Origin of the sequence: Microbacterium oxydans (assembly GCF_000956525.1) — a bacterium.
Taxonomy (GTDB): Bacteria; Actinomycetota; Actinomycetes; order Actinomycetales; family Microbacteriaceae; genus Microbacterium; species Microbacterium oxydans_A.
In genome coordinates, this window is the sequence record NZ_JYIW01000026.1 from 612,727 (window position 1) to 636,967 (window position 24,241).

Consider the following 24,241-nt stretch of genomic DNA (forward strand, 5'->3'; position numbering starts at 1 on the left):
GGATTACTCCGAGTCGGCGGCGGGAGCCTCAGCGGCCTCCGCGTCAGCGGCGGGAGCCTCCTCAGCGGGGGCCTCCACCTTCTTCTCGACCTTGGGCTTCACGACGGACTTCTTGGAGCCGTCGATCTCGAAGGGAGCCTTGGGCTCCTTGACCTTGAGCGTGGACTTCGCGTCGGCGTCGCCCTTGAACTTGCCCCAGTCGCCCGTGATCTTGAGGATCGCTGCGACCTGCTCGGTCGGCTGCGCGCCGACGGAGAGCCAGTACTGCGCCCGCTCGGAGTCGACCTCGATGAACGAGGGCTCCTCGGTCGGGTGGTACTTGCCGATCTCCTCGATGACGCGGCCATCGCGCTTGGTCTTCGAGTCGGCGACGACGATGCGGTAGTACGGCGCGCGGATCTTGCCCAGGCGCTTGAGACGAATCTTTACAGCCACGATTCTCCTGAATTGTGTGGAAGGAAGGAACTGGTCGCCTGGAGCGTGGGGTGCACACCCGGCGGAAGCTCAAAGGGAGGACAACTGCTGGATAGAGGGTCGAGCAGGTCGTCCGACCTTCTATTCTGCCAGATCCGAGGGCCAGGCGCGAAACGTGGCGACACGGCGGTTGCCGCGCGATCCGAGCTGCGTGTCAGACTGTGCTCGTGACGCTCGACTTCGCTCCGTCTGCCCGCTCGACCGTCGGCCTCGAGTGGGAGATCATGCTCGCCGATCCCGTGAGTGGCGACCTGGTCGGTCGCGCGCCGGAACTGCTCGACGCCCTCGAGGCCGAGAGCGAGAGCGAACGGCACACCGTGACCGGCGAGTTGCTCACGAACACCATCGAGGTGACCAGCGGCATCGGCGACTCCGTGGCGCACGCGGTCGACGACATCGCGCAGGCGATCTCCGCGGTGCGTGCGGCGACGGATCCGGCCGGCATCGAACTGCTCTCGGCCGGAAGCCATCCGTTCGCGCAGTGGTACGAGCAGCAGGTCACCGACAAGACCCGCTACCACACCCTCATCGAGCGGACCCAGTGGTGGGGCCGCAACATGATGATCTGGGGCATCCACGTGCACGTCGGCGTCGAGGACGCGACCAAGGTCTTCCCGATCATCAACGCCCTGACCGGCTACCTCCCCCATCTGCAGGCGATCGCCGCCTCGAGTCCCTTCTGGGCCGGAGAGAAGACGGGCTACGCCTCGAACCGCGCGCTGGTCTTCCAGCAACTGCCGACCGCCGGGCTCCCCTGGCCCCTGCAGGACTGGACGCAGTTCGAGAGCTACCTCGCCGACATGGTGACCACCGGCGTGATGGCCGATGCCTCCGAGGTCCGCTGGGACATCCGACCGGCTCCGCGCTGGGGCACCATCGAGATCCGCGCCTGCGACGGCGTCTCGACGCTCCCCGAGCTCGCGGCCATCGCCGCACTCGTACAGGTGCTGGTGGAGCACTTCTCGCGCGAGCTCGACGCGGGACGCACCCTGCCGCAGATGCCTGCCTGGTTCCACCGCGAGAACAAGTGGCGTGCCGCGCGCTACGGCCTGGATGCGCGCGTGATCGTCGACGACAGCGGTTCTCAGCGCGGGGTGCGTGAGCACCTCGCGCAGACGATCGATGATCTGGCGCCGATCGCGGTGGAGCTCGGATGCGCCAGGGAACTCGGCAGCATCCACACCACGCTCACAGAGGGAGCGAGCTATGCGCGTCAGCTGGCGGTGGCGGATGCCACCGGTGGCGACCTCCGTGCCGTCGTGCACCATCTGATCCGCGAGTTCCGTTCCGGTCCTGTCGCGTCGACCGACGAGCCCTGACGACGAGCCCTGACGTCGAGTTCGAACGCGTGTCGTCCCCCTCGAGCGGCGCTCAGTCCTCGAGCAGCTGCCGCGCAAGCCCCTCGTCGAGCACGACATCGGTGACGAGATCGGCTGCGATCGCGGCTCGCAGGCTGACGAGCTTCGGAATGCCGGACACGACGCACACCCGCCGCGGCACACGGCGAAGCCGGTCCAGTCCCGGCCCGGTGGCTCTCGCGTTCACCCGGATGTCCCGCCACGAGCCGTCCGCCCGGAAGAACACCGTCGCCACGTCGCCGATCGCGTGGTCCTCCCGGAGACTCCGGTAGTCATCTCGCCCCAGATACCCGCCGACGTAGACGCGGCTCGGCACCTCCGCGGCCGGTGAGCCGAGGCTGAAGACGGCGATGTCCATCTTCGACTGCAGATCGAGCACGCGTCGGGTGCTGCGCTCCCGCCACATCGCTTCACGAGTCGCCGGGTCGTCGAAGAACGCCGGCACCGGGAACTGCTGCACCTGTGCGCCGAACGCGCTGCCGAACCGCTGCAGGATGTCGCTCGAGTACTCCACGCCACTGGTCTGCGTGTTGCCGGCGCCGTTGAGCTGCACGAACGTCGTGTTGTGCGTCTCCTTCTGCGTGAGTCCACGGCTCACCGCACTGATCGTCGATCCCCAGGCGACCCCGACGATCATGTTCGAGTCGACGAACTGCGACAGCAGCCGGCCGGCGGTCAGTGCGACGCGTTCGAGCCGTTCGACTTCGCTGACGATCTCGGACATCGGCACGACGTGCGCCGCGACGCGATGACGATCTCTGATGCGCTGCTCGAGGATACCGAGCCGCTCGAGAGGCGAATTGATGCGGATGTCGACCAGCCCGCTCTCGCGCGCGTAGCTCAGAAGCCGCGAGACCGATGAGCGAGAGGTGCCGAGCTCCTGGGCGATGACCTCCATGGTCTTGTCCTGCATGTAGTAGAGCTGCGCAGCGGTGAGCGCCGCGATCAGCTTGTCGTCACGGAATTGCGCGCTCACTCCGGTCATGATGACCTCCTCGTTCTCGATCCTTGCACATATGTGCAGTCGACTTGCGCGCAGCCAGAGACAGGTCGATGCTGAGGGCAAGCAATGAAAAGAGGTCGAGGATGATCGAGTCGACACACTCATCACCCGAACGCGCCGCAGTCGGTGCGCTTCGTGAATCCGGACGCACGAGCGTCCTTCTCATCGGCGGCGGGATCAACGGCATCTCGGCGTTCCGTGACCTGGCTCTGCAGGGAGTCGATGTCGTCCTCGTCGAACGCGGCGACTTCGCATCCGGTGCATCCTCGGCATCGAGCCACATGATCCACGGCGGCATCCGCTATCTGGAGAACGGCGAGTTCCGTCTCGTCCGGGAGTCCGTGGAAGAGCGCAACGGTCTGCTGAAGATCGCGCCCCACTACGTGAAGCCGTTGCAGACGACGATCCCGATCTACTCCACGTTCTCGGGCATCCTCTCCGCACCCCTGCGTTTCCTGACGCACAAGAGCGGCAAGCCCCAGGAGCGCGGCGCCTTCCTGATCAAGATCGGTCTCACGATCTACGACACGTTCTCTCGCGACGGCGGCTCGGTACCGCGCCACCGCTTCCTCGGACGCAAGCGCTCGCTCGCGGAGCTGCCGGCACTCGACCCGAACATCAAGTACACGGCGACGTACTACGACGCGTCCATGCACGACCCGGAGCGCCTCGCGCTCGACGTGCTGCAGGACGGACTCGCAGCGCACCCGGGCGCCACGGCGCTGAACTACGTCGAGGCGATCGGTCGCGACGGACGCAACGTCCTGCTGCGCGACCGTGAGAGCGGCACCGAGTTCTCGGTCGCGGCCGACGTGGTCGTGAACACGTCCGGGCCGTGGACCGACCTGACCAACGACGCCCTCGGCGCCGACACCAGGTTCATGGGCGGGACGAAGGGGTCGCACATCGTGCTCGACCACCCCGAGCTGCTCGAGGCCACCCGCGGACGCGAGATCTTCTTCGAGCACTCCGACGGACGCATCGTCCTGATCTACCCGCTCAAGGGCCGCGTGCTCGTCGGCACCACCGACATCGACGCAGACCCGAGCGAGGTCGCCGTGTGCACCGAGGAAGAGGTCGACTACTTCTTCGACCTCATCCACCACGTGTTCCCGCAGATCGACGTCGACCGCAAGCAGATCGTGTACCGCTTCTCCGGCATCCGCCCGCTGCCCCGTCACGAGGACACCGCCCCAGGGTTCGTGTCGCGCGACTACCGCATCGAGGTCGACCAGAAGGGCGCAGTTCCGCTCGTCAGCCTCGTCGGCGGCAAGTGGACCACGTTCAGGGCGCTCGGCGAGTCGCTGTCCGACATCGTGCTCGGTCTCATCGACCGTACGCGCACCGTCTCGACCGCCGGTCGCGCGATCGGTGGCGGCCGGGACTTCCCTCGCACCGAGAAGGCCAAGCGCATCTGGATCCAGGAGTACCTGCCCGGTGCAGGTGATCGCGCCGAGAAGCTGCTGACCCGCTACGGCACGCGTGCCGCACAGGTGTGGGAGTACATCGAGCACGGAGACGACGCCCCGCTCGCCGGCGGCGACCTCTCGACGCGCGAGCTCGAGTGGATGGTGGAGAACGAGATGGTCGCACGCCTGCAGGACGTCATTCTGCGGCGCACGAGCATCGCCTTCATCGGAAACGCCGACGAGCCCGTGATCGAGGAGATCGCTGATGCGCTGGCACCGCTGCTGGGATGGGATCGCGCTCGTCACGATGCCGAGCTCGACCAGACGCGAGAACTCCTGAACGATCGGCATGGACTTCACCTCTCGTCCCGCGCACGCGGCTGACGGGGGGATCCGACCGTCGCCCTCCTTGCGACGCACTCCCAATAATGGGTCAGGGCAGAGGGGCCCTGACCCGCAAGAAAGGTCAATGAAGACATGGCTGATGTCAATCTCGGTCTCTACTTCCTCTCGGAGTTGGTAGGAACGGCGATGCTCGTGCTGCTCGGTTGCGGTGTCGTGGCGAACGTCGCGCTCGCCAAGAACAAGGGCTTCGGTGGCGGCTTCCTGATGGTCAACTGGGGCTGGGGCCTCGCGGTCTTCGCCGGTGTCCTGGTGTCCGCGTACTCCGGTGCCATCCTCAACCCCGCCGTCGGTATCGGACTGCTGATCTCCGGCACCATCGACTTCCCGATGTTCCTGGTCGCCACCGCCGCTGAACTGGTCGGTGCCATCATCGGTGCGATCGTCGTCTGGCTCGCGTACAAGCAGCACTTCGACGAGGAGCCCGAGGCCGCCAACAAGCTCGGCGTGTTCTCGACCGGTCCGTCCATCCGTTCCTACGGCTGGAACCTCGTCACCGAGATCATCGGCACCTTCGTGCTGGTCTTCGTGATCCTCGCGTTCGCCGACTACGGCGACATCGAGGTCGGCACTCCCGGAGGCCTCGGACCGCTCACGGCGCTCCCGGTCGCACTGCTCGTCGTCGCGATCGGCGCCTCGCTCGGTGGACCGACGGGCTACGCGATCAACCCGGCACGTGACCTCGGACCGCGTATCGCTCACGCCATCCTGCCGATCAAGGGCAAGGGCTCCAGCGACTGGTCCTACTCGTGGGTCCCCGTGGTCGGCCCGCTCATCGGTGGTGCGATCGCCGCCGCTGCAGCGCCCGTCCTGCTGCACCTCGCCTGAACGACCTGATTTCAAAGGAGAACACTATGGCTGACTACATCCTCGCCATCGACCAGGGAACGACCTCGAGCCGCGCGATCATCTTCGACAAGAAGGGCAGCATCATCGCGACGGGCCAGAAGGAGCACGAGCAGATCCTGCCGAAGGCCGGCTGGGTCGAGCACGATGCATCCGAGATCTGGCGCAACGTGCAGGAGGTCATCGGTCTGGCGCTGAGCCGCGCCGACCTCACGCGTCACGACATCGCAGCGGTCGGAATCACCAACCAGCGCGAGACGGCTGTCGTCTGGGACAAGACCACCGGCAAGCCCGCGTACAACGCCATCGTCTGGCAGGACACGCGCACGCAGGACATCGTCGACCGCCTGGCGGCCGACGGTGGCGTCGAGCGGTTCAAGCCGGTCGTCGGCCTGCCGCTCGCGACGTACTTCTCCGGAACGAAGATCGCGTGGATCCTCGAGAACGTCGACGGCGCACGCGAGAAGGCCGAGGCCGGTGACCTGATCTTCGGCACCACCGACAGCTGGGTCCTCTGGAACCTGACCGGCGGCGTCGACGGCGGCGTGCACGTCACGGACGTGACCAACGCGTCGCGCACGATGTTCATGGACCTCGAGACGCTCGAATGGCGCGACGACATCCTCGAAGCGTTCGGCGTGCCGCGCTCGATGATGCCGGAGATCCGCTCCTCCTCCGAGGTCTACGGCGCGGCCGAGGACTCCTCGCTGCTCCGCGAGACGCCGATCGCCGGCATCCTCGGTGACCAGCAGGCGGCGACCTTCGGTCAGGCGGCGTTCCAGAAGGGCGAGAGCAAGAACACCTACGGCACCGGCTGCTTCCTCATCTTCAACACGGGCGAGGAGATCGTCCACTCGAAGAACGGGCTGCTCACGACGGTGGGTTACAAGCTCGGCGACCAGCCGACGCACTACGCGCTCGAAGGCTCCATCGCCGTCACCGGATCGCTGATCCAGTGGCTGCGCGACCAGCTCGGGATCATCTCCTCCGCCCCCGAGGTCGAGGAACTGGCCGACAAGGTCGAGGACAACGGCGGCGTCTACATCGTCCCCGCGTTCTCCGGTCTGTTCGCGCCGTACTGGCGTCCTGATGCCCGCGGTGCGATCGTCGGCCTCACCCGCTACGCGAACAAGAACCACATCGCTCGCGCAGCGCTGGAGGCCGTCGCCTTCCAGACGCGGGATGTGCTCGACGCCGTGAATGCGGATGCCGGTGTGGATCTGACCGAGCTCAAGGTCGACGGCGGCATGGTCGCCAATGACGCGCTCATGCAGTTCCAGGCGGATGTCCTCGGCGTGCCGGTCGTCCGGCCGGTCGTCGCGGAGACCACCGCGCTCGGTGCCGCATATGCAGCAGGCCTCGCGGTCGGTTTCTGGAACGGTCTCGATGACCTGTCCGCGAACTGGCAGGAGGACAAGCGCTGGGAGCCGTCGATGGAGGACGGCGAGCGGGACCGCCAGCTGCGCCTGTGGCGCAAAGCCGTCACCAAGTCGATGGACTGGGTCGACGAAGACGTGAACTGACGTCAGCGCAGTGACGAAGGCGGGTCCGGGGCATCCCGGGCCCGCCTTCGTCGTCTGAGGGTCAGTCTTCGCAGCTCACGCCCAGGTGCTCGAGGAACGCGCGGGCGACGTTGCGCGGAGCGCGATCATGCCGGGCCACGTACTCGATCCGCCGCGGTCCGTCGTCGACGTTCGCCGTGATCAGGTCTGCACTCGATGCGGAGACGACGCCGGGCGCAAGCAGTGTGATCGCGAGTCCCGCCGCGACCAGCCCGAGGATGAGCGCTGCCGAGTCGGCCTCGAAGGCCACGTCGCGCTCGACCCCGGCCGTCGCGAACGCGACATCGCTCTGCTCCCGGCCCGAGGTGCCGGTTGGGAAGTCGGCGAAGGTCTCCCCGGCCGCATCGGCGAGCACGAGCGAGCTGCGTCCGGCGAGTCGGTGAGACGGCGTCATCACCAGCACCAGTGCGTCGCTGGAGAGCACGTGGGAGCCGACACCGCTCGGCGTGCTCCCTTCGCGAAGTCCGAGCAGAGCGACGTCGATCTCGCCGCGACGCAGGGCGGACATGAGGTCATCGCTGTTCCCGCCCTGCAACTCGACCCTGACCGCCGGATGCGCGGCACGGAAGCGCGCGAGCACCTCAGGCACATCGACCGCCGTCACGGTGGGGATGATGCCGAGCCGCAGCGTGCCGACGACCTCGCCGCCGGCTGCCGCCGCGTCTTCCGCCGCACGGTCGGCTGCCACCACCGAGATCCTCGCCTGCGCGAGAAACGCCTCGCCAGCCTCGGTGAGCTGCACGCGTCGACTCGATCGCAGGAAGAGCCGCTGTCCGATCTCGCGTTCGAGTGCGGCGATCTGATGACTCAATGCGGATTGCGTCACGAAGCACCGCTCAGCTGCGCGGGTGAAGCTCGATGTCGACGCGACCTCGACGACATATCTGAGCTGTTGGAGGTCCATCTCACTCATGATCCTCGCTCATGAAAGCGATGACAAGAATGCGTTGGACTCATGAACAGAGACCGCGGAGGCTGGACTCATGAATCCGCTCGCCACCCTGCTCCTCACAGCGCTCGCCCCGATCAGCTGGGGCACGACGTATCTCGTCACCACCGAACTGCTGCCGCCGGGGCACCCGCTGTTCGCAGGACTGATGCGCGCGCTGCCAGCGGGCCTGCTCGCGATCGCGATCGGTCGCCGGCTTCCGAGCGGCGGGTGGTGGCTGAGGGCTGCGGTGCTCGGCATCCTCAACATCGGCGCATTCTTCCCGCTGCTGTTCCTGGCGGCAGAACGCCTGCCGGGCGGGGTCGCGGCTGCCGTGGCGGGAGCGCAGCCGCTCATCATCCTGGGTCTCGGTGCACTGGTCCTGCGCGACCGGATCCGCCCGCTCACCGCGGCCATCGCCACAGCCGGCGCCGGCGGGGTCGCACTCGTGGTGCTCTCCCCCGCTGCCGGGCTCGACACCCTCGGGATCATCGCAGCCCTCGGTGGGGTCGTCGCCACAGCAGCCGGGATGGTCCTCACCAAGCGCTGGGGCCGCCCTGCAGGGGTCGGCCCCGTCGCATACGCAGGCTGGCAGCTCACCGCAGGCGGACTGTTCCTCCTGCCACTGACACTGCTCTGGGAGGGCGTACCTGCGCAGATCGACGCCGGCGCCCTTCTCGGGTACCTCTGGCTCGGCATCGTCGGCGGCCTCATCGCGTACACGCTCTGGTTCCGCGGCATCCAGGCATTGCCGGTCATCGCACCGGGACTCCTCGCTCTGCTCTCACCCGTGGTCGCAACCGTTCTGGGCGCGACCATCGCGGGCGAATCGTTCACCGCCATCCAACTGATCGGCATCACTGTCGTGCTCGCCGCGCTGATCACGGGACAGATCGTGACCGGCCGCGCAGCTCGATCACGAACACTCCATCCAGTCGCAGGGCCTGCATCGTCGAGTCCCACACCGACGCGGAGCTGAAGCACCTCGTGCTCCCGCCCCGGCTGGAGGGAGTGGAGACTTCTCCCCATTTCGTATTCCTCCATCGCATGGATGAATAGGGCAGGAACAACCGTCGGTCCGACACCGATGGCAGGAACGAATCGTGAAGGAGTTCAGATGAGAATCAAGACTGCCCCAGCGGGCGTGCTGCTCGCAGCCATCGCCGTCCTCGGGATCGCAGCACCTGCATCCGCGATGCCGGGTCCGGGAACAGGTCCAGGAGGCTACATCATCGCCACGACCAGCGCCGTATGCGCTCAGGAGCGAGCGATCAAGGCGAGCCAGGGCTATCAGGTGACGAACTGCGTGCCCGGCCGCGGCGGCTGGACGTTCAACTACCGCAACCCGTTCTAGAGAGCGTTCGGGCCCGGGTGCTCAGCCGTCGGCACTGATACCGATCGGCGCGGAACACCCGGGCCCGTCTCACCTGCCTGAACCGGCTCAGCTCTTGCCGAACAGCTTCTGGATCTCGGCGAGCTCTTCCGCACTCGGGGCGGCCTTGGCACCGCCGCCGAGACCGAAGCCGGAGCCGGTGGGCGTGGCGCTCGCCGTGATCCCGGCGTTCTCAGCCGCACGCTTCGCCGGGTTGCCGGACCGCGAGCCTGCCGAGGACTTGCCCTTCTTGCCACGCTTCGAGGATGCGCCTGGGCGGCCCATACCCGGAACCGGACCCATGCCCGGAATGTTCGGCGTGCCGCCGCGGGCGACCGTCTTCATCATCTTCGCGGCCTGCTCGAAGCGCTGCACGAGCGCGTTGACGTCGGTCACGGTCATACCGGAACCGCGGGCGATACGCAGTCGGCGTGAACCGTTGAGCACCTTGGGGTTGCGGCGTTCGCCAGGCGTCATCGAACGAATGATCGCTTCGGTACGGTCGATCTCGCGCTCGTCGAAGTCCTCGAGCTGCTGCTTCATCTGCCCCATGCCGGGGAGCATCCCCAGCATCTTCTTCATCGACCCCATCTTCTTCATCTGCTGAAGCTGATCGAGGAAGTCCTCGAGCGTGAACTGCTCGGTCGCGAGCTTCTCGGCCATCTTGACGGCCTCTTCCTCATCGAAGGCCTGCTGGGCCTGTTCGATGAGGGTGAGGATGTCACCGAGGTCGAGGATGCGGCTCGCCATGCGGTCGGGGTGGAAGGGCTCGAGGTCTTCGAGGCGCTCTCCGGTCGAGGCGAAGATGATCGGGCGGCCCGTGACGGATGCCACGGAGAGCGCTGCACCACCACGAGCGTCACCGTCGAGCTTCGACAGCACGACACCCGTGAAGTCGACGCCCTCCTGGAACGCCTTGGCGGTGTTCACGGCGTCCTGACCGATCATCGCGTCGATGACGAACAGCACCTCGTCGGGGTCGACCGCCTTGCGGATGTCGGACGCCTGCTTCATCAGCTCGGCGTCGACACCGAGACGACCGGCGGTGTCGATGATGACGACGTCGTGCTGCTGGCGGCGGGCGTGCTCGACCCCGTCGCGCGAGACCTTGACGGGGTCGCCGACGCCGTTGCCCGGCTCTGGGGCGTAGACCGTGGCTCCGGCCTGTTCAGCGACCACCTGGAGCTGGTTGACGGCGTTCGGACGCTGCAGGTCGGCGGCGACCAGGAGCGGGGTGTGCCCTTCGCCCTCGAGCTGCTTGGCGAGCTTGCCGGCGAAGGTCGTCTTTCCGGAACCCTGGAGGCCGGCGAGCATGATCACCGTGGGGGCGGTCTTGGCGAACCGCAGACGGCGCTGCTCGCCACCGAGGATCTGCACGAGCTCCTCGTTCACGATCTGGACGACCTGCTGCGCCGGGTTGAGCGCCTTGTTGACCTCGTCTCCGAGCGCCCGCTCTCGCACCTTCGCTGTGAATTCCTTCACGACGGTGAGCGCGACGTCTGCATCGAGCAGGGCGCGACGGATCTCGCGCACCGTGCCGTCGACGTCGGCCGCGGTGAGCTTTCCCTTCGTGCGCAGATTGCGGAAGGTCTCGGTGAGCCGGTCGGAGAGCGTGCCAAAGGTAGCCATGGTGCATCGATTCTACGCGAGACGGCGAGCGGGAACGGCGCACACGGGCGCCCGCCGCTCAGGCCCAGGGAAGATCGTGGATCGCACCGAACGCGCTGAGCAGCACGCCATCCGGGCTGCCGAGCCCTGCGCCGTGCTCCGCCCATACACGGAGCGAGGTCATGACGGCCGCTGCGTGAGCGGCGCCGAGGATGTCGGCACGCACGATGTCGACGCCCGATGCGACCGCAGCCCGCGAGATCGCAGCGGCGAGCCGCGCGTGACGCAGTCCGGTGTCACGGACGAGCTCGTCCTGCACCCCCATCGCCGCTGCATTCCGCAGGGCGAGTGCGAGCGGGTCGGGCGCGAAGTCGCGCACGATGACGTGGAGGATGCCGCGCACGGCCGTGCCGTCCGCTTCGCCGCCGAGTGCCTCGAGCGCCGAGATCGCGGAGACGATGCGTTCATCGACACCAGACCACAACACGTCGCTCTTCGAGGTGAAGTAGTTGAAGAAGCTGGACCGGCTGACGCCAGCGCGCTGCGTGATGTCGGCAACCGAGGTCGACTCGTAGCCGCGCTCGAGGAACAGCTCGCACGCCGCCTCGGCGAGGGTCTCGCGGGATGACGCCTTGGGGCGCCCAGCACGGCCGGTCACAGTCATGCATTCACGGTACCGCGCGCCGTGGCGCGTGCGCCCACGTCGCCGACCAGGCGTATTGTTGGACTCGATACAACTAGCTGTCCCAGGACCCTTCGATGCGGAGAGACGCCATGCTCGACATCCTCAGACCCGGACTCGCCCCCCAGTACGTGCCGTACACGGAGGGGTGGGATCTGCAGCGGCAGGTGCATTCGGCGGTGGTCGACGGCACCCGACCCGACACGCTGATCCTGCTCGAGCACGAGGCCGTCTACACGGCGGGCAAGCGCACGGAGCCACAGGAGCGTCCGCAGGACGGCACCCCGGTGATCGATGTCGATCGTGGCGGGAAGATCACGTGGCACGGCCCCGGGCAGCTCGTCGGATATCCGATCGTGCGGCTGCCCGAACCGATGGATGTCGTCGCCCACGTCCGTCGCCTGGAACGACTGCTGATCGACATCCTCCGTCCGCTCGGCGTCGACGGATACCAGGTCGACGGTCGCAGCGGTGTCTGGGTCCGCCGCCCCCTGTCCGAGGACAAGGTCGCAGCGATCGGGGTGCGCGTCCAGCAGGGCGTCACGATGCACGGCTTCGCCCTCAACTGCGACAACACCCTCGCCGGCTTCCGCGGCATCATCCCGTGCGGGATCACGGATGCCGGCGTCACGACCGTGAGCGAGATCATCGGCGCCCACGTCTCCCCCACCGACATCGTCGATCGCGTCGCGATCGCCTTCACCGACGAGTACGCAGGAGTGACCGCATGACCGCCGCCCCCGAAGGACGCAAGCTGCTGCGTCTGGAGATCAGGAACGCAGAGACACCGATCGAGCGCAAGCCCGAGTGGATCAAGACCAAGGCGAAGATGGGTCCGGAGTACACGGCGCTGCACTCGCTGGTGAAGAGCGAGGACCTGCACACCGTGTGCCAGGAGGCGGGGTGCCCGAACATCTTCGAATGCTGGGAGGACCGTGAGGCGACGTTCCTGATCGGTGGCTCGCAATGCACCCGCCGGTGCGACTTCTGCCAGATCGACACCGGGAAGCCCGATGCCTACGACATCGATGAGCCTCGCCGCGTCGCGGAGAGCGTGGTGCGGATGAATCTGCGCTACGCCACAGTGACGAGTGTCGCCCGCGACGACCTGCCCGACACCGGAGCATGGCTCAACGCCGAAACCGTCCGGAAGATCCACGAGCTCAACCCGAACACCGGCGTCGAGCTGCTCGCGAACGAGCACAACGCCGATCCGGCTTTCCTCGGCCAGATCTTCGATGCCCGTCCTGAGGTCTTCGCGCACAACGTCGAGACCGTCCCACGCATCTTCAAACGCATCCGTCCTGCCTTCCGCTACGAGCGCTCACTCGATGTGCTCACACAGGGCCGGAATGCGGGGCTCATCACGAAGTCCAATCTGATCCTCGGCATGGGCGAAGAGCCGGAAGAAGTGGTGCAGGCGCTGCAGGACCTGCACGATGCCGGCTGCGACATCATCACCATCACGCAGTACCTGCGCCCGACCCCTCGCCACCTGCCGGTTGCTCGCTGGGTGAAGCCGGCGGAGTTCGTCGAGTTCAAGGAGGAGGCTGAGCGGATCGGCTTCCTCGGTGTGCTCGCCGGTCCGTTGGTGCGCTCGTCGTATCGCGCCGGACGCCTCTGGGCGCAGTCGATGGTCTCGAAGGGACGCGAGATCCCGCCGCACCTCGCGCACATCGCCGAGAGCGCAGACCTGGGATTCGCTCAGGCCGTGTGAGTGAGCGTCAGTCGGCGCTCATCACCGACTGCACGCCGCCGTCGGAGCCGAGGTTGACGAGCAGCACGTCATCCGTCGAATCGGCGTCGAGCGCGTACTCGAGCACCGCGAAAGGCTCGGACCCGCCGTGCTCGTCGGCGAGGATCGTCATGCTCATCAGCCGAAGCGAGCGGATGATGTCGACGGCCGGGTCGCCGGAGACGTCGACCAGGACGTCGGCGAGCTCGTCGCCGTAGGCCTCCTGCTGCTGCAGGATGTACTCGGTCACTTCGCTGGTGCGGTCATCCACCTCGGCGAGCATGCCTCGGCGAGCCGTATCGTCGACGCTCTCGAGCCCGGCGATGAGCGATGCGGCGATGTCGAGCGCCTCGGACGACACGTCGTCCTGGTCGGGCGCGGTCAGATCGACGGTGACGCTCTGGTCACCCAGCTCGACGGTCTCAGACCAGAAGATCGAGCCATCTGGACCGGACGAGAGCAGTCCGAAGTAGTCGTGTTCGATCGCCATATTGCTATGAAACCAGCCCTGTGCCCACGGCGGTAGTCCCGTCGTCAACCGACAAGGGACTGCACGAACACGTGAGGGGTGAAACCGGTCAGATCGTCGATGCCCTCGCCCTGTCCGAGCAGCTTGACGGGGATGCCGGTGCGCTCCTGCACTGCGAGCACGAACCCGCCCTTCGCCGAGCCGTCAAGCTTGGTGATCACCAGGCCGGTGACCCCAGCGTGCTCGAGGAACGACTCCGCCTGCAGCACCCCGTTCTGACCCGTCGTGGCGTCCAGCACGAGCAGCACTTCACTGATCGGCGCCTGCTTCTCGACGACGCGGCGGATCTTGCCGAGTTCGTCCATGAGGCCGCCCTTGGTGTGCAGTCGGCCTGCGGTGTCGATGATGGCGATCTCGATGCCTTCCCGCTTGGCGTATTCGATCGTCTGGAAGGCGACGGATGCGGGATCCTGCCCCTCCTGCTGCGGACGCACGATCGCCGCGCCGCCGCGCTGCGCCCAGGTGGCGAGCTGATCGACCGCTGCGGCACGGAACGTGTCTGCTGCGCCCACCACGACGCTGCGCTGGAACCCGCGCAGGAACTTGGTGAACTTGCCGATCGTCGTGGTCTTGCCGACGCCGTTCACACCGACGACCAGGACGACGGCGGGACGTTCGGTGAGCTTGAGCGTCGTGTCGAACTTCGCGAAGTGCTCTTCCAGGGTCTCCCGCAGCATCCGCTGCAGGTCCTTCGGGTCAGTCGTGCGATAGCGCTCGACCTTCTCGCGGAGTTCCTCGACGATCCGCTCGCTGATGTCGGGGCCGAAGTCAGCGGTGATGAGCGCAGTCTCGAGGTCTTCCCACGTCGTCTCATCGATCGTGGGCTTGACGAACATGCCGCGCAGTGCGCGACCGAGGGACCAGGACTTTTCCGCCATGACTCCAGACTACGGGTAGCATCCGGGGATGAATCGCGAACAGGACGTCGATCGCCTGTTCATCCATGGCGCGGGCCGCCGCGGCGCAGATGCGTGGCCTGGTTTCGCTTCCGGCGACTTCCTCGAGTTCCCGGCGACGTCAACGATCGATGCGCAGGTGGACATGCTCATCCACGAGCATTCCGCGAGGCGATCGATCGTGTTCGCACACTCGATCGGTGCGGTGCCCGCTGTGCTGGCGGCGGCCACAGGGCGCATGGACATCGTGGGGCTGGTGCTGGTCGAGCCGGCGCTCTACGACATATCCCGCGGCTCGGTCTCCATCGAACGGCACATCGGAATCGTGTCCGAGGCCCGTGCCCAGGCAACGGCCGGCGACCTTCGGGGATTCTGGCGGATTCTCCGCCCGCTGATGTTCGGGGGCCCGTTCGATGCCGCGAAGTGGAACGCAGAACGTCCGCTGGCCGAACGTTGGGCGAGCACGAATCTCCCCTGGGGACACGGCGTGCGTCCCTCGGCACTGACCGGAGTCCCGACCCTGGTGGTGACCGGAGGATGGAACGAGGAGTACGAAGCGATCGCCACCGTTCTCGCGGCGCACGGCGCAGAGCATCACGTCGTCCGCGGCGCGGGGCACCGAGCTCAGGACATGGCGGAGTTCGGTCCGATCGTCGACCGGTTTCTGCGTCGCACGATGCGTGACGACGGGGACGCGTCCGGCGAATCACACCGCGATCGTCGCTGACTGGGGCGCCGCGTCGAACAAGCCTCTGAGCCCGTGCTGGCGCAGTCCGCGCCGGTCAGCTCACCGCGGCGGCGGCCCGGTCGCCCACGCGCTGGCCGACCACCGCCGAGACGCCGTCCTGGCGCATCGAGACGCCGTACAGCGCATCCGCGATCTCCATCGTGCGCTTCTGATGCGTGATGACCAGCAGTTGCGAGCTCTCGCGCAACTGCTCGAACACGGTCAGCAGTCGCCCCAGGTTCGCGTCGTCGAGCGCGGCCTCCACCTCGTCGAGGATGTAGAACGGGCTGGGTCGCGCCTTGAAGATCGCGACCAGCAGGGCGACGGCGGCCAGGGAACGCTCACCGCCCGACAGCAGTGAGAGCCGCTCGATCTTCTTGCCGACCGGGCGCACCGATACCTCGATGCCGGTCGTCAGCATGTTGTCCGGGTCCGTGAGCGAGATGCTCCCCGTGCCTCCGGGGAACAGCAGCGGGAAGACCTCGCCGAACGCCTGCTTGGTGTCTTCGAACGCGCTCGCGAAGATCGTCTGCATCCGCTCATCGAGGTCGCCGATGATCGTCAACAGATCCTGGCGGGTCTGCGTGAGGTCTGTCAGCTGCTCGGTGAGGAATGCGTGCCGCTGCTCGAGAGCCGCGAACTCCTCGAGGGCGAGCGGGTTGACCCGACCGAGCTGCGCGAGCTTCCGCTCCGCCTCCGCGAGGCGACGCTGCTGAATGCGGCGATCGAACGGGATCGCGGTGTCGTCGACCAGCTCATCGTCCGCCGAACCAGTGCCCGGATCCTTGGGAACCAGCTGATCCGGGCCATATTCCGCGATGAGAATATCTTCATCGAGTGCGAGTTCGGAGGCGACGCGTTCGAGCAGGCTGTTCAGATGCAGCTTCTTCTCGTGGATCTGCAGCTCGAGTCCGTGCACGCTCTCGGTGAGCCCGGCGAGGCGCTCCCGCAACGAGGCCTCCTGGGCCCGGAACGCGGTCAGCTCCTCGTTCTGCGCGGACCGCGCGGCTTCAGCCTCACCGAGCGCGATCCGTGCCTCGGCGACCGAACGATCGAGCGAATCCAGGATGCGCGGCAGCTCAGCGGCGACACCGGATGCCGACTCACGCTGAGCCCGCCGGATCACCGCGCGCCGTGCCGCCTCAGCAGCCGCGTCTCGCTCCTGCTCGCGCTGACGTTCGAGGCTTGCGACGCGTGCCTGACCTGCTCGCACGCGCTCGCGCAGCGTCTCGATGTCGAGACGGGCCCTGACCTCCGCCTCGCGCGCCGCCTCGAGCGCTTCGAGCAGTCCGTCGCGAGCTGAGGCGTCGAGCACGGGCCGCGGTGCTGCGACTGCCTCATCGACCGCGTCTCGCGTCGACTGCGCCTTGGCTTCGGCGTCGGCGACCGCTGCCTGCGCTTGTGCAAGACCCGCTTCCAGGCGCTCGCACTCGGCGACAGCAGCTTCGTGCTGCACCGTGATCCGGTTCACCTGCTCGGCGTGGCTGGCGAGTGCCGCGTCGTGTTCGCGCAGCGCGCGCAACGAGTCCTTCGCATGCCGACGGGTCGTCTCGACCGCCTCATTCGCGTCTTCCCGCGCCTCCCGCAGGGAGTCGACCACGATCTGAATCTCGGCGAGGCGTTCCATGGCGGCGTCGCGCTCTGCCGCGAGTTCCAGACGAGAGCGTTCACCGCCCGACCCGGTCCGCAGCGTCTGTGCGGTGACCACGTCGCCAGTGACCGTCACGATGGTCGTGGTGGTATCCCCTGCGGCGTCGAGCGCCGTGCGGGCGGCACGCGCCGAGTCGAGGCTGTCGGCGATCAGCACGTGCGCGAGCACACCCAGCACGCCGTCGGGCGCACTGACCGTCTCGACCGCCGGCGTCACACCACCGATGCGGGGCAATTCGATCGAGGGTCGGGCCGCGTCGGCGACGACGAAGTCGATGATCCCCCGGCGCGCGTCGGCTGACTCCTTGGCGAGTGTGAAGGCATCAGCGGCGGTGTCGACGAGCACGCCTTCGGTCAGCGGACCGAGCACCGCGGCCACGGCGGCCTCGAAGCCTGCGCGAACCTGCACGGCGTCGCCCACGAGTCCACGGACACCGGGTCCACCGGCCTTCACGACCTCGGCGGCGCCGCCCGACAGCGCGAGCGCACTGCTGAGCGCGGCAGACTTCGCAGTCAGCGCGTCGACTTCGCGCTCTGCAGCGTGCAGGCGCTCGCGAAGGGACTCCCGCTCGGCCTCCGCAGCGGTCGCTGCCCGCTGCGCTGCGTCGTATGCGGCGGAGTGCTCGGCAGCGGATCCCTCCGGCGCCTCCGCGTCATCGATCGACTCGAGCGCCTCGGCAGCCCCGCGTCGGCGAGCGTCCGCGGCTTCCAGCGCGTTCTCCTGCCGGAGCACCGCGCCCCGAACGGCAGCGAGGGCTGAGGCTGCAGCATCTGCCGTTCCCCGCAGCGATGTGATTCGCATGTCGTACTGCGAGACCAGCGCGCTCTGCTCCGCGATGTCCACATCGAGGGTGTCGAGCTCGGCACGAGCGTGCATGACCTCGCGGCTCGCGGAAGCCGCGGCATCCTGCGCATCGCCCAGACCGGCGGAGATCTCGGTGATCTCGTCTTTGGCCTCGTCGATCGTGGCCTGCGTGACGGTGACTGCGGTGACTGCGGCGTCATCCTCCTCCGAACCGAGCAGCGCGAGCCGCTGGTTCGCAAGCGTGTACAGGCCGCGCATGCGCTCCTGCACCTGCTCCAGTCCGAACGTCACGCCCCTGGCATGGTCGACGGCGACCGAGTTCTGGTCCTGCTCGAGTCGCGCGATCCCGGCCCGCACCGCATCCGCCTGGTCAGAGAGCACCAGACGCTCGGTGTGCCGCTCGTGCTCGGTGCGGGTGTGGTCGGCGAGAGCCGTCCGCAGGGCGACGACGTCGTCGGCGAAGATGCGTGCCTTCGCGTCGCGCACGACCGCGGCGATCGTCTGGGCCTCGCGCGCGATCTCCGCCTGGCGACCGAGCGGCTTGAGCTGCCGCCGGATCTCGCCGGCAAGGTCGCTGAGGCGGGTGAGGTTGGTCTCCATGGCGTCGAGCTTGCGGAGGGTCTTCTCCTTGCGACGCCGATGCTTGAGAATGCCGGCAGCCTCTTCGATGAAGCCACGGCGGTCTTCGGGTGATGCCTGCAGCACGGTGTCGAGCCGGCCCTGTCCGACGATCACGTGCATCTCACGCCCGAGACCGGAGTCGCTCAGCAGTTCCTGCACGTCGAGCAGACGGCAGTTCTCACCGTTGATGGCGTACTCGCTGGATCCGTTGCGGAAGAGCGTGCGACTGATCGTCACCTCGGCGTAGTCGATCGGCAGGGCGCCGTCGCTGTTGTCGATGGTCAGTTGCACCTCGGCGCGGCCGAGCGGACCGCGCGTCGAAGTGCCGGCGAAGATGACGTCCTCCATCTTGCCGCCGCGAAGCGTCTTCGCTCCCTGCTCGCCCATCACCCAGGCGAGTCCGTCGACGACATTCGACTTGCCCGATCCGTTCGGTCCGACGATGCAGGTCACGCCCGGTTCGAAGACGAAACTGGTCGGCTGGGCGAACGACTTGAAGCCTTTGAGCGTCAAGCTCTTCAGATGCATGCGGGCACCGTTCGTCCGGGAAGATTCACGCCCATACGCTATCGGAATCCCGCGCCAGCGCTGGCATCCCGCGCGGACGGAGCACGATCCCGCCGGAGACGCGACACGCCGAAGGGACGCCCGAATGCTTGACGTTCGCCGTGAGCGTTCGCTACGGTAGGCCACCGGATCGCCACACGAAAGGAGGTTACCGATGATCACTCAGCTCAACGCACAGGCCACAGGCCTCGCCGCGCCAGCGCACTCAGCGCCGCGCCTTGCGCTCTCGGTAGCCACCGGCATCCGTCTCAGCGCACGCGGATAGAACCGTAGGCCGAGCCCTCCTCCCACCGGGAGAGGACTCTCTGCGATACGTCCGCCTCCTCGACCATTCGATCGTCTGATCATGGTCCTCGCCGCATCGGCATCCGTCGATCACCCGGCCAGGGGCTGCCCCCATCTCGGCGCATGTCCCGCCTCGACCCGCCCGTACCGGGCGACGCGTCGCCATTCTTCACCTCTCTGCCTCGAAGGAATCATCGTGAACACCACGCTGCCTCTCAGCGCTGTCCGCCCTCCCGATACCGAGGACCGTCAGGTCCTCCAGATCCCCGCTCCCGAGGAGCTGCGTGAACTCGCATTCTCGGATCGGCTCTCGTTCCGCATCGGCCTCTGGCTGATGGAACGGGCGCAGCGTCCGCACGGTCGACGTGCACGCCGCGTCTCCGATCCGCTCCTCGAGCGCGATCACTCCCTGTCACCGCGTGAGTCCATGGCACTGCTCACCTTCGATCTGCAGCGACAGCTGCGCTGATCGGAGACACGCATGGCCATCGACCTCGTCGCAGGTGCGACGCTGCATCCGCTCGTGCTTCCGGCACAGGCGGATGCAGCGGATGCGGGCGAGTTCCGCGAACTCGCCCGCATCCGCAACCTCGTCTACCGGGAAGTCACCGGACGGGACGAGCAGGACCTCTCCCCCGTCGAGCTCCTCCCGCTCCTCCGCTCCCGCCGCGAGCGCACCACGCATGTCTGGACGGTGCGACTCGACGGCGAACTCGTCGGGCGTACCGTCGTCGACATCCCTCACGATGAGGGCTCGCGCATCGTCCACGCGGCGATCGAGCTGCTACCCCGGGTCTGGGGTCGCGGTATCGGCACTGCCGTGCTGCCGCACATCGACGCCGTCGCTCGTGAGCACGGCCGGAACGTGATCCAGAGCTGGGTCGAGCAGCAGGCCGGCGACGGCCCGCGTCTCGAAGCGCCGACAGGATTCGGCAGCGTGCCGAACGACCACGTCGCCCGATTCCTGCAGAGCAACGGGTTCACGCTCGAGCAGGTGTACCGGGTGAGCAGACTCAGCCTCGTGGATGAAACCCGGGCGCACGTGCAGCGGATTCTCGAAGACGCGCAGGCAGCGTCATCCGGATATCGAGTCGTGCAGTGGACGATGCCGGCACCAGCGGACCGGCTCGAGGGGTACGCCTGGCTCAAGTCCCGCATGTCGACGGATGCGCCGGCAGCGGGTCTGGAGGTCGACGAGGAGAAGTGGGATGCGCAGCGTGTGACCGAGATGGAGCAGCGCGTCGCCCAGATGGGCCGGACGATCCTGGTGGTCGCCGCCGAACACATCGAGACCGGGGAGCTGAGTGCGTTCACCGAGCTGGGCATCGGAGCGGACCGGACCGCAGCAACGCACCAGGAGGACACACTGGTGCTCGCCACCCACCGGGGGCACCGTCTCGGGATGCTCGTGAAGTGCGCAGCCCTCCTCGCATGGGAGCGCATCGCGCCCGCGTCGCCCCACGTCATCACATACAACGCCGAGGAGAACCGGCCGATGCTCTCCATCAACGAAGCCATGGGCTTCGAAGCAATCGCCTACGAAGGCGTCTGGAAGAAGGAATTGACATGACGATCGCCGATCTGACGATCACCCCGCTCACCGTCCCCCGTTCGCTCGATGCGCCGGACGCGGCAGACTTCATCGCGTTCGGCGAGCTCAGCAGGCTCGTCTGCGACGAGGAGGTCGGACTGCCCGAACTCGCGCCGTCCGCCGCACAGATGCTCCCGTCGTGGCAGGACCAGTCCGATTCCCTGAGCATCGGTTTCGTCGCCCGCCGCGATAGCGAGATCGTCGGCATGGTCTCGCTCAGCTATTCGCAGGAGGAGCACGCCAGAGCAGCCGAGTTCGATCTGCTCGTCCCCGCCGCATATGCGGACGACCGGATCGCGGAGTCACTGCTCGTGTTCGCTGAGGACGACGCGCGACGTCGTGGACGTGACGTGCTGCAGACGTGGACACTGCATCGACCAGCAGGCACGGGCGAGTCCCTGACCCCGAAGACCGGATGGGGACGCATCCCGACGACAGCGCTGTCGGCGCTGCTCCAGGCACATGGCTACGGATTGGAGCAGGTGGAGCGCAACAGCGAACTCGATCTGCGGGCCGACCCGTCGACGCTGCAGCACGCGCTCGATGATGCGCTGGCCGCAGCCGGCCCGGACTACCGCGAACTCGGCTGGCAGTTGCCGACACCGCCGGAGCTGCGGGACGGCTACGCATCAGTGCTGGCGCGTCTCGTGACCGATGCGCCGAGCGGTGACATGGAGTTCGACGAGGAGACCTGGGATGCCGAACGAGTCGTGCGCCGCGACGGACGGCTGACGAGCGCGGGCCAGCTGGTCTCGGTCTCCGCGATCGAACATGTGCCGTCCGGTGAGATCGTCGCGTACAACGAGCTGTTGATCGGAGCGGATCGTGCCGGCGTGACGCACCAGTTCGGAACGCTCGTCGCACGCGAGCACCGCGGTCACCGCCTCGGCACGATCGTGAAGTGCGCCAACCTGCTGCGCTGGCGCGAGCTTGCTCCGCTGTCGACGCGGGTCTCCACGTTCAACGCCGAGGAGAACCGGCCCATGCTCGATATCAACGAGTCGCTCGGATTCGCGCCGGTCTCGTACGCTGGCGCCTGGCAGAAGAAGATCTGAGGTCGTGCGGCGCCGAACTCATCCTCCCGGATGACGCCGGCGCCGCACCTTCATCCGCCGGGCCGACGCTGCCTTGCCGCCCTGCGACGAGGCTGGAGAGTATGAACAGTCTCGTCATCGAAGCCCATGCACTCACCAAGTCCTTCGGTTCGACCCGTGCCCTCGCCGGCGTCGACCTCGCGATCGCGCGAGGTGAATCCGTTGCCATCATGGGAGCCTCCGGTTCCGGCAAGACGACACTGCTCCACGTGCTCGCCGGCATCACCACCCCCGACACGGGTTCAGTGGTGTTCCATCCGGCTCAGGGCTCGGCGATCGAGGTCACTGCGCTTCCGGAATCAGGACGCTCTCGGCTTCGGCGTGAACGCTTCGGGTTCGTGTTCCAGCAGGGGCTGCTGATCCCGGAACTCACGGCGGTCGAGAACGTCGCGCTCGCGTCGATGATCAACGGCGTGCCACGGAAGGATGCGGTCCCGCACGCAGCATCCTGGCTCGCTGCCCTGGGGTTGGGTGGCATGGAGGATCGGCGGATCGGCGAGCTCTCCGGCGGTCAGGCGCAGCGCGTCGCGATCGCCCGAGCGCAGGCGACCGGCGCCGAGCTCGTGTTCGCCGACGAACCGACCGGTGCGCTCGACTCGCAGACATCGGCAGAGGTGATGGACGCATTGCTGTGGTCGACGACCGGCCAGGGACGCACCCTCGTCGTCGTGACGCACGACGCGGATGTCGCGGCGCGCTGCTCTCGAACCGTCGCTGTCAAGGACGGCCGGATCGTCTCCTCGGCGGTGGCAGCATGAACCGTCACGTACTCGCACTGCTGCTCCGCCCCGGCTCGGGACAACGGAGTCTGATCGCGCTGCCGCTCATCGCCTTCGGCGTCGTGACGGCGCTCGTGCTCACGGTGATCGGGGGTGCGCAGTCGTTCTGGACGTGGACCGGCGAGATGGCGCCGATCTATCAGGCGCTCGCTGCCATCGCGCTCGTGCTCCTCGTCGTCCCGCTGATGTCGCTCGGCGGTGCTGCTGCACGCCTCTCCGCTCGGCGTCGCGATGAGCGACTGTCGACGCTTCGGCTGCTCGGGGTCTCCCCCGCCGGCGTCACTGTGGCGACCGTCATCGAGTCCGTGCTGCTCGCCGGAGCCGGCGCTGCCGCGGGTGTCCTGACGTATCTCGCGGCGAGTCCGCTGATCGCGCTGATCCCGTTCCGCGGCGAGGCGCTCGGGCTCGCCGGTGTCCTGCTCCCGCCCGCCCAGGTGGTGATGGTCGTGGCAGGCGTGCTGCTGCTCGCGGCCGCCAGCGCAGTGATCGGTCTCCGGAAGGTCGTGATCTCCCCGCTCGGCGTGCGCATGCGCAGCACCGTCTCGACAGTGCACTGGATCCGCGCCGTCATCGCGGTCGGCGTGCTCGCGATCGCATACGCACTGATCTCGGTGTTCCCCTCGGTCGCCGGCTTCGTCACCACCGTCGTCGTGCTCGCCGGACTCTTCGCCGCTGCGATCGCCGTGCTGAATCTGATCGGCCCCTGGATCCTGCGGGTCACCGCCGCCGCGCAGCTTCGACGAGCAGAGCGGCCCGATCGACTGCTGGCCGCGCGTATCGTGCTCGACTCGCCGAAGGCAGCATGGCGTCAGATCGGAGGCATCGCGATGGCGAGCTTCATCGCCGTCTTCGCCGGCACCGGCGTCTCACTCATGAACGTGATGGGCGCGGCCCAGGTCGAAGCCGAGCTCGCAGCGGATATGCGCACCGGCCTCATCATCACGCTCATCGGGTCGTTCCTCATGGTTGCGGTGTCGGTCGGTGTGAACCAGGCATCCGATGTGCTGGACCAGCGTGAGCTGCACCGGAGCCTGCACCACCTCGGGATGACGCTCGACACCGTCGACCGCGCCAGGCGCCGAGCGATCATGTCGCCGCTGCTCATCACCGCGATCGGATCAGCGGTGTGCGCCGGAGTGCTGGTATTCCCTCTGATGGGGCTCGCCCTGATCACGGCGCCGGAGTCGCTCCTGACGATCGTCGCGGTGGTGACCGCCGGTATCGTTATCGTCTGGCTCACGACGAGGGCGACACGTCCGCTGTTGGCCAGGTCCTTCGCGCCCGCATGATCGTGGAGCGTGGCCCGTCCGCGAGCGAC

22 protein-coding genes are annotated in these 24,241 nt (G+C 67.4%); 14 read left to right on the plus strand and 8 right to left on the minus strand.

Going from position 1 to position 24,241, the window contains the following annotated elements; translation table 11 throughout:
* Nucleotides 1-3 precede the first annotated feature (3 nt).
* On the minus strand, nucleotides 4-435 hold the full coding sequence (rpsP, locus tag RS83_RS15590) for a 30S ribosomal protein S16 (RefSeq protein ID WP_045280386.1): 432 nt from the start codon (nucleotides 433-435) through the stop codon (nucleotides 4-6).
* Nucleotides 436-641: 206 nt separating this feature from the next.
* Between rpsP and RS83_RS15595 the strand changes: the two genes are divergently transcribed.
* Complete coding sequence (locus RS83_RS15595) at nucleotides 642-1,793, plus strand: glutamate--cysteine ligase (protein ID WP_045280899.1); 1,152 nt, start codon at nucleotides 642-644, stop codon at nucleotides 1,791-1,793.
* A 52-nt stretch (nucleotides 1,794-1,845) separates the two neighbouring features.
* Here the strand turns inward: RS83_RS15595 and RS83_RS15600 are convergent, their stop codons facing one another.
* The gene (locus RS83_RS15600) at nucleotides 1,846-2,817 is read right to left on the minus strand and encodes a sugar-binding transcriptional regulator (RefSeq protein ID WP_045280387.1); all 972 of its coding nucleotides are present in this window, start codon (nucleotides 2,815-2,817) and stop codon (nucleotides 1,846-1,848) included.
* Nucleotides 2,818-2,918: 101 nt separating this feature from the next.
* Here RS83_RS15600 and RS83_RS15605 point away from each other — a divergent pair, with 101 nt between their 5' ends.
* The 3 genes from RS83_RS15605 to glpK all read left to right on the plus strand — a co-directional run bounded on the left by RS83_RS15605 (nucleotide 2,919) and on the right by glpK (nucleotide 7,015).
* Nucleotides 2,919-4,628 (plus strand): glycerol-3-phosphate dehydrogenase/oxidase, encoded by a 1,710-nt coding sequence (locus RS83_RS15605; RefSeq protein ID WP_045280388.1) that lies wholly within the window; start codon nucleotides 2,919-2,921, stop codon nucleotides 4,626-4,628.
* Between the two features lie 93 nt (nucleotides 4,629-4,721).
* Nucleotides 4,722-5,474 (plus strand): MIP/aquaporin family protein, encoded by a 753-nt coding sequence (locus RS83_RS15610; RefSeq protein WP_045280389.1) that lies wholly within the window; start codon nucleotides 4,722-4,724, stop codon nucleotides 5,472-5,474.
* A gap of 26 nt (nucleotides 5,475-5,500) precedes the next feature.
* Nucleotides 5,501-7,015 (plus strand): glycerol kinase GlpK, encoded by a 1,515-nt coding sequence (gene glpK, locus RS83_RS15615; RefSeq protein ID WP_045280390.1) that lies wholly within the window; start codon nucleotides 5,501-5,503, stop codon nucleotides 7,013-7,015.
* A gap of 61 nt (nucleotides 7,016-7,076) precedes the next feature.
* On the opposite strand, the gene RS83_RS15620 is transcribed toward glpK, so the two are convergent.
* Nucleotides 7,077-7,967 (minus strand): LysR family transcriptional regulator, encoded by an 891-nt coding sequence (locus RS83_RS15620; RefSeq protein WP_231587794.1) that lies wholly within the window; start codon nucleotides 7,965-7,967, stop codon nucleotides 7,077-7,079.
* Between the two features lie 70 nt (nucleotides 7,968-8,037).
* Here RS83_RS15620 and RS83_RS15625 point away from each other — a divergent pair, with 70 nt between their 5' ends.
* Nucleotides 8,038-8,961, plus strand: a complete 924-nt coding sequence (locus tag RS83_RS15625) for an EamA family transporter (RefSeq protein ID WP_045280392.1) — start codon at nucleotides 8,038-8,040, stop codon at nucleotides 8,959-8,961.
* A gap of 138 nt (nucleotides 8,962-9,099) precedes the next feature.
* A complete protein-coding gene (locus tag RS83_RS15630) occupies nucleotides 9,100-9,336 on the plus strand; it encodes a hypothetical protein (protein WP_045280393.1) in 237 nt (78 codons plus the stop codon).
* An 87-nt stretch (nucleotides 9,337-9,423) separates the two neighbouring features.
* On the opposite strand, the gene ffh is transcribed toward RS83_RS15630, so the two are convergent.
* Both ffh and RS83_RS15640 read right to left on the minus strand, forming a co-directional pair.
* Nucleotides 9,424-10,983: a signal recognition particle protein gene (ffh, locus tag RS83_RS15635; protein WP_045280394.1), complete on the minus strand. Its 1,560-nt coding sequence runs from the start codon at nucleotides 10,981-10,983 to the stop codon at nucleotides 9,424-9,426.
* A gap of 58 nt (nucleotides 10,984-11,041) precedes the next feature.
* The gene (locus tag RS83_RS15640) at nucleotides 11,042-11,626 is read right to left on the minus strand and encodes a TetR/AcrR family transcriptional regulator (protein WP_045280395.1); all 585 of its coding nucleotides are present in this window, start codon (nucleotides 11,624-11,626) and stop codon (nucleotides 11,042-11,044) included.
* Between the two features lie 110 nt (nucleotides 11,627-11,736).
* Here RS83_RS15640 and lipB point away from each other — a divergent pair, with 110 nt between their 5' ends.
* Together lipB and lipA are read left to right on the plus strand one after the other, a co-directional pair.
* A complete protein-coding gene (gene lipB, locus RS83_RS15645; RefSeq protein WP_045280396.1) occupies nucleotides 11,737-12,375 on the plus strand; it encodes a lipoyl(octanoyl) transferase LipB in 639 nt (212 codons plus the stop codon).
* Complete coding sequence (lipA, locus tag RS83_RS15650) at nucleotides 12,372-13,361, plus strand: lipoyl synthase (protein ID WP_045280397.1); 990 nt, start codon at nucleotides 12,372-12,374, stop codon at nucleotides 13,359-13,361. The genes lipB and lipA overlap by 4 nt, the downstream gene beginning before the upstream one ends.
* Nucleotides 13,362-13,368: 7 nt before the next feature.
* On the opposite strand, the gene RS83_RS15655 is transcribed toward lipA, so the two are convergent.
* Both RS83_RS15655 and ftsY read right to left on the minus strand, forming a co-directional pair.
* Complete coding sequence (locus RS83_RS15655; protein WP_045280398.1) at nucleotides 13,369-13,869, minus strand: DUF2004 domain-containing protein; 501 nt, start codon at nucleotides 13,867-13,869, stop codon at nucleotides 13,369-13,371.
* Between the two features lie 44 nt (nucleotides 13,870-13,913).
* Nucleotides 13,914-14,786 (minus strand): signal recognition particle-docking protein FtsY, encoded by an 873-nt coding sequence (gene ftsY, locus RS83_RS15660; protein WP_045280399.1) that lies wholly within the window; start codon nucleotides 14,784-14,786, stop codon nucleotides 13,914-13,916.
* A 28-nt stretch (nucleotides 14,787-14,814) separates the two neighbouring features.
* Between ftsY and RS83_RS15665 the strand changes: the two genes are divergently transcribed.
* Nucleotides 14,815-15,531: an alpha/beta fold hydrolase gene (locus tag RS83_RS15665; RefSeq protein WP_045280400.1), complete on the plus strand. Its 717-nt coding sequence runs from the start codon at nucleotides 14,815-14,817 to the stop codon at nucleotides 15,529-15,531.
* A 55-nt stretch (nucleotides 15,532-15,586) separates the two neighbouring features.
* On the opposite strand, the gene smc is transcribed toward RS83_RS15665, so the two are convergent.
* Nucleotides 15,587-19,135 (minus strand): chromosome segregation protein SMC, encoded by a 3,549-nt coding sequence (gene smc / locus RS83_RS15670; protein ID WP_045280401.1) that lies wholly within the window; start codon nucleotides 19,133-19,135, stop codon nucleotides 15,587-15,589.
* Nucleotides 19,136-19,655: 520 nt separating this feature from the next.
* Here smc and RS83_RS15675 point away from each other — a divergent pair.
* The 5 genes from RS83_RS15675 to RS83_RS15695 all read left to right on the plus strand — a co-directional run bounded on the left by RS83_RS15675 (nucleotide 19,656) and on the right by RS83_RS15695 (nucleotide 24,212).
* The gene (locus RS83_RS15675) at nucleotides 19,656-19,928 is read left to right on the plus strand and encodes a hypothetical protein (protein ID WP_045280402.1); all 273 of its coding nucleotides are present in this window, start codon (nucleotides 19,656-19,658) and stop codon (nucleotides 19,926-19,928) included.
* 12 nt (nucleotides 19,929-19,940) lie between these two features.
* Nucleotides 19,941-21,029 carry a GNAT family N-acetyltransferase gene (locus tag RS83_RS15680; RefSeq protein WP_045280403.1) on the plus strand — a complete coding sequence of 363 codons (1,089 nt, stop codon included), beginning with the start codon at nucleotides 19,941-19,943 and terminating at the stop codon, nucleotides 21,027-21,029.
* Nucleotides 21,026-22,105, plus strand: coding sequence for a GNAT family N-acetyltransferase (locus RS83_RS15685; RefSeq protein WP_045280404.1), 1,080 nt, complete (start codon nucleotides 21,026-21,028; stop codon nucleotides 22,103-22,105). The genes RS83_RS15680 and RS83_RS15685 overlap by 4 nt, the downstream gene beginning before the upstream one ends.
* 101 nt (nucleotides 22,106-22,206) lie before the next feature.
* Nucleotides 22,207-22,902, plus strand: a complete 696-nt coding sequence (locus tag RS83_RS15690) for an ABC transporter ATP-binding protein (RefSeq protein WP_045280405.1) — start codon at nucleotides 22,207-22,209, stop codon at nucleotides 22,900-22,902.
* On the plus strand, nucleotides 22,899-24,212 hold the full coding sequence (locus tag RS83_RS15695; RefSeq protein ID WP_045280406.1) for a hypothetical protein: 1,314 nt from the start codon (nucleotides 22,899-22,901) through the stop codon (nucleotides 24,210-24,212). Before RS83_RS15690 ends, RS83_RS15695 begins: the two co-directional genes overlap by 4 nt.
* The last annotated feature ends 29 nt before the right edge of the window (nucleotides 24,213-24,241 follow it).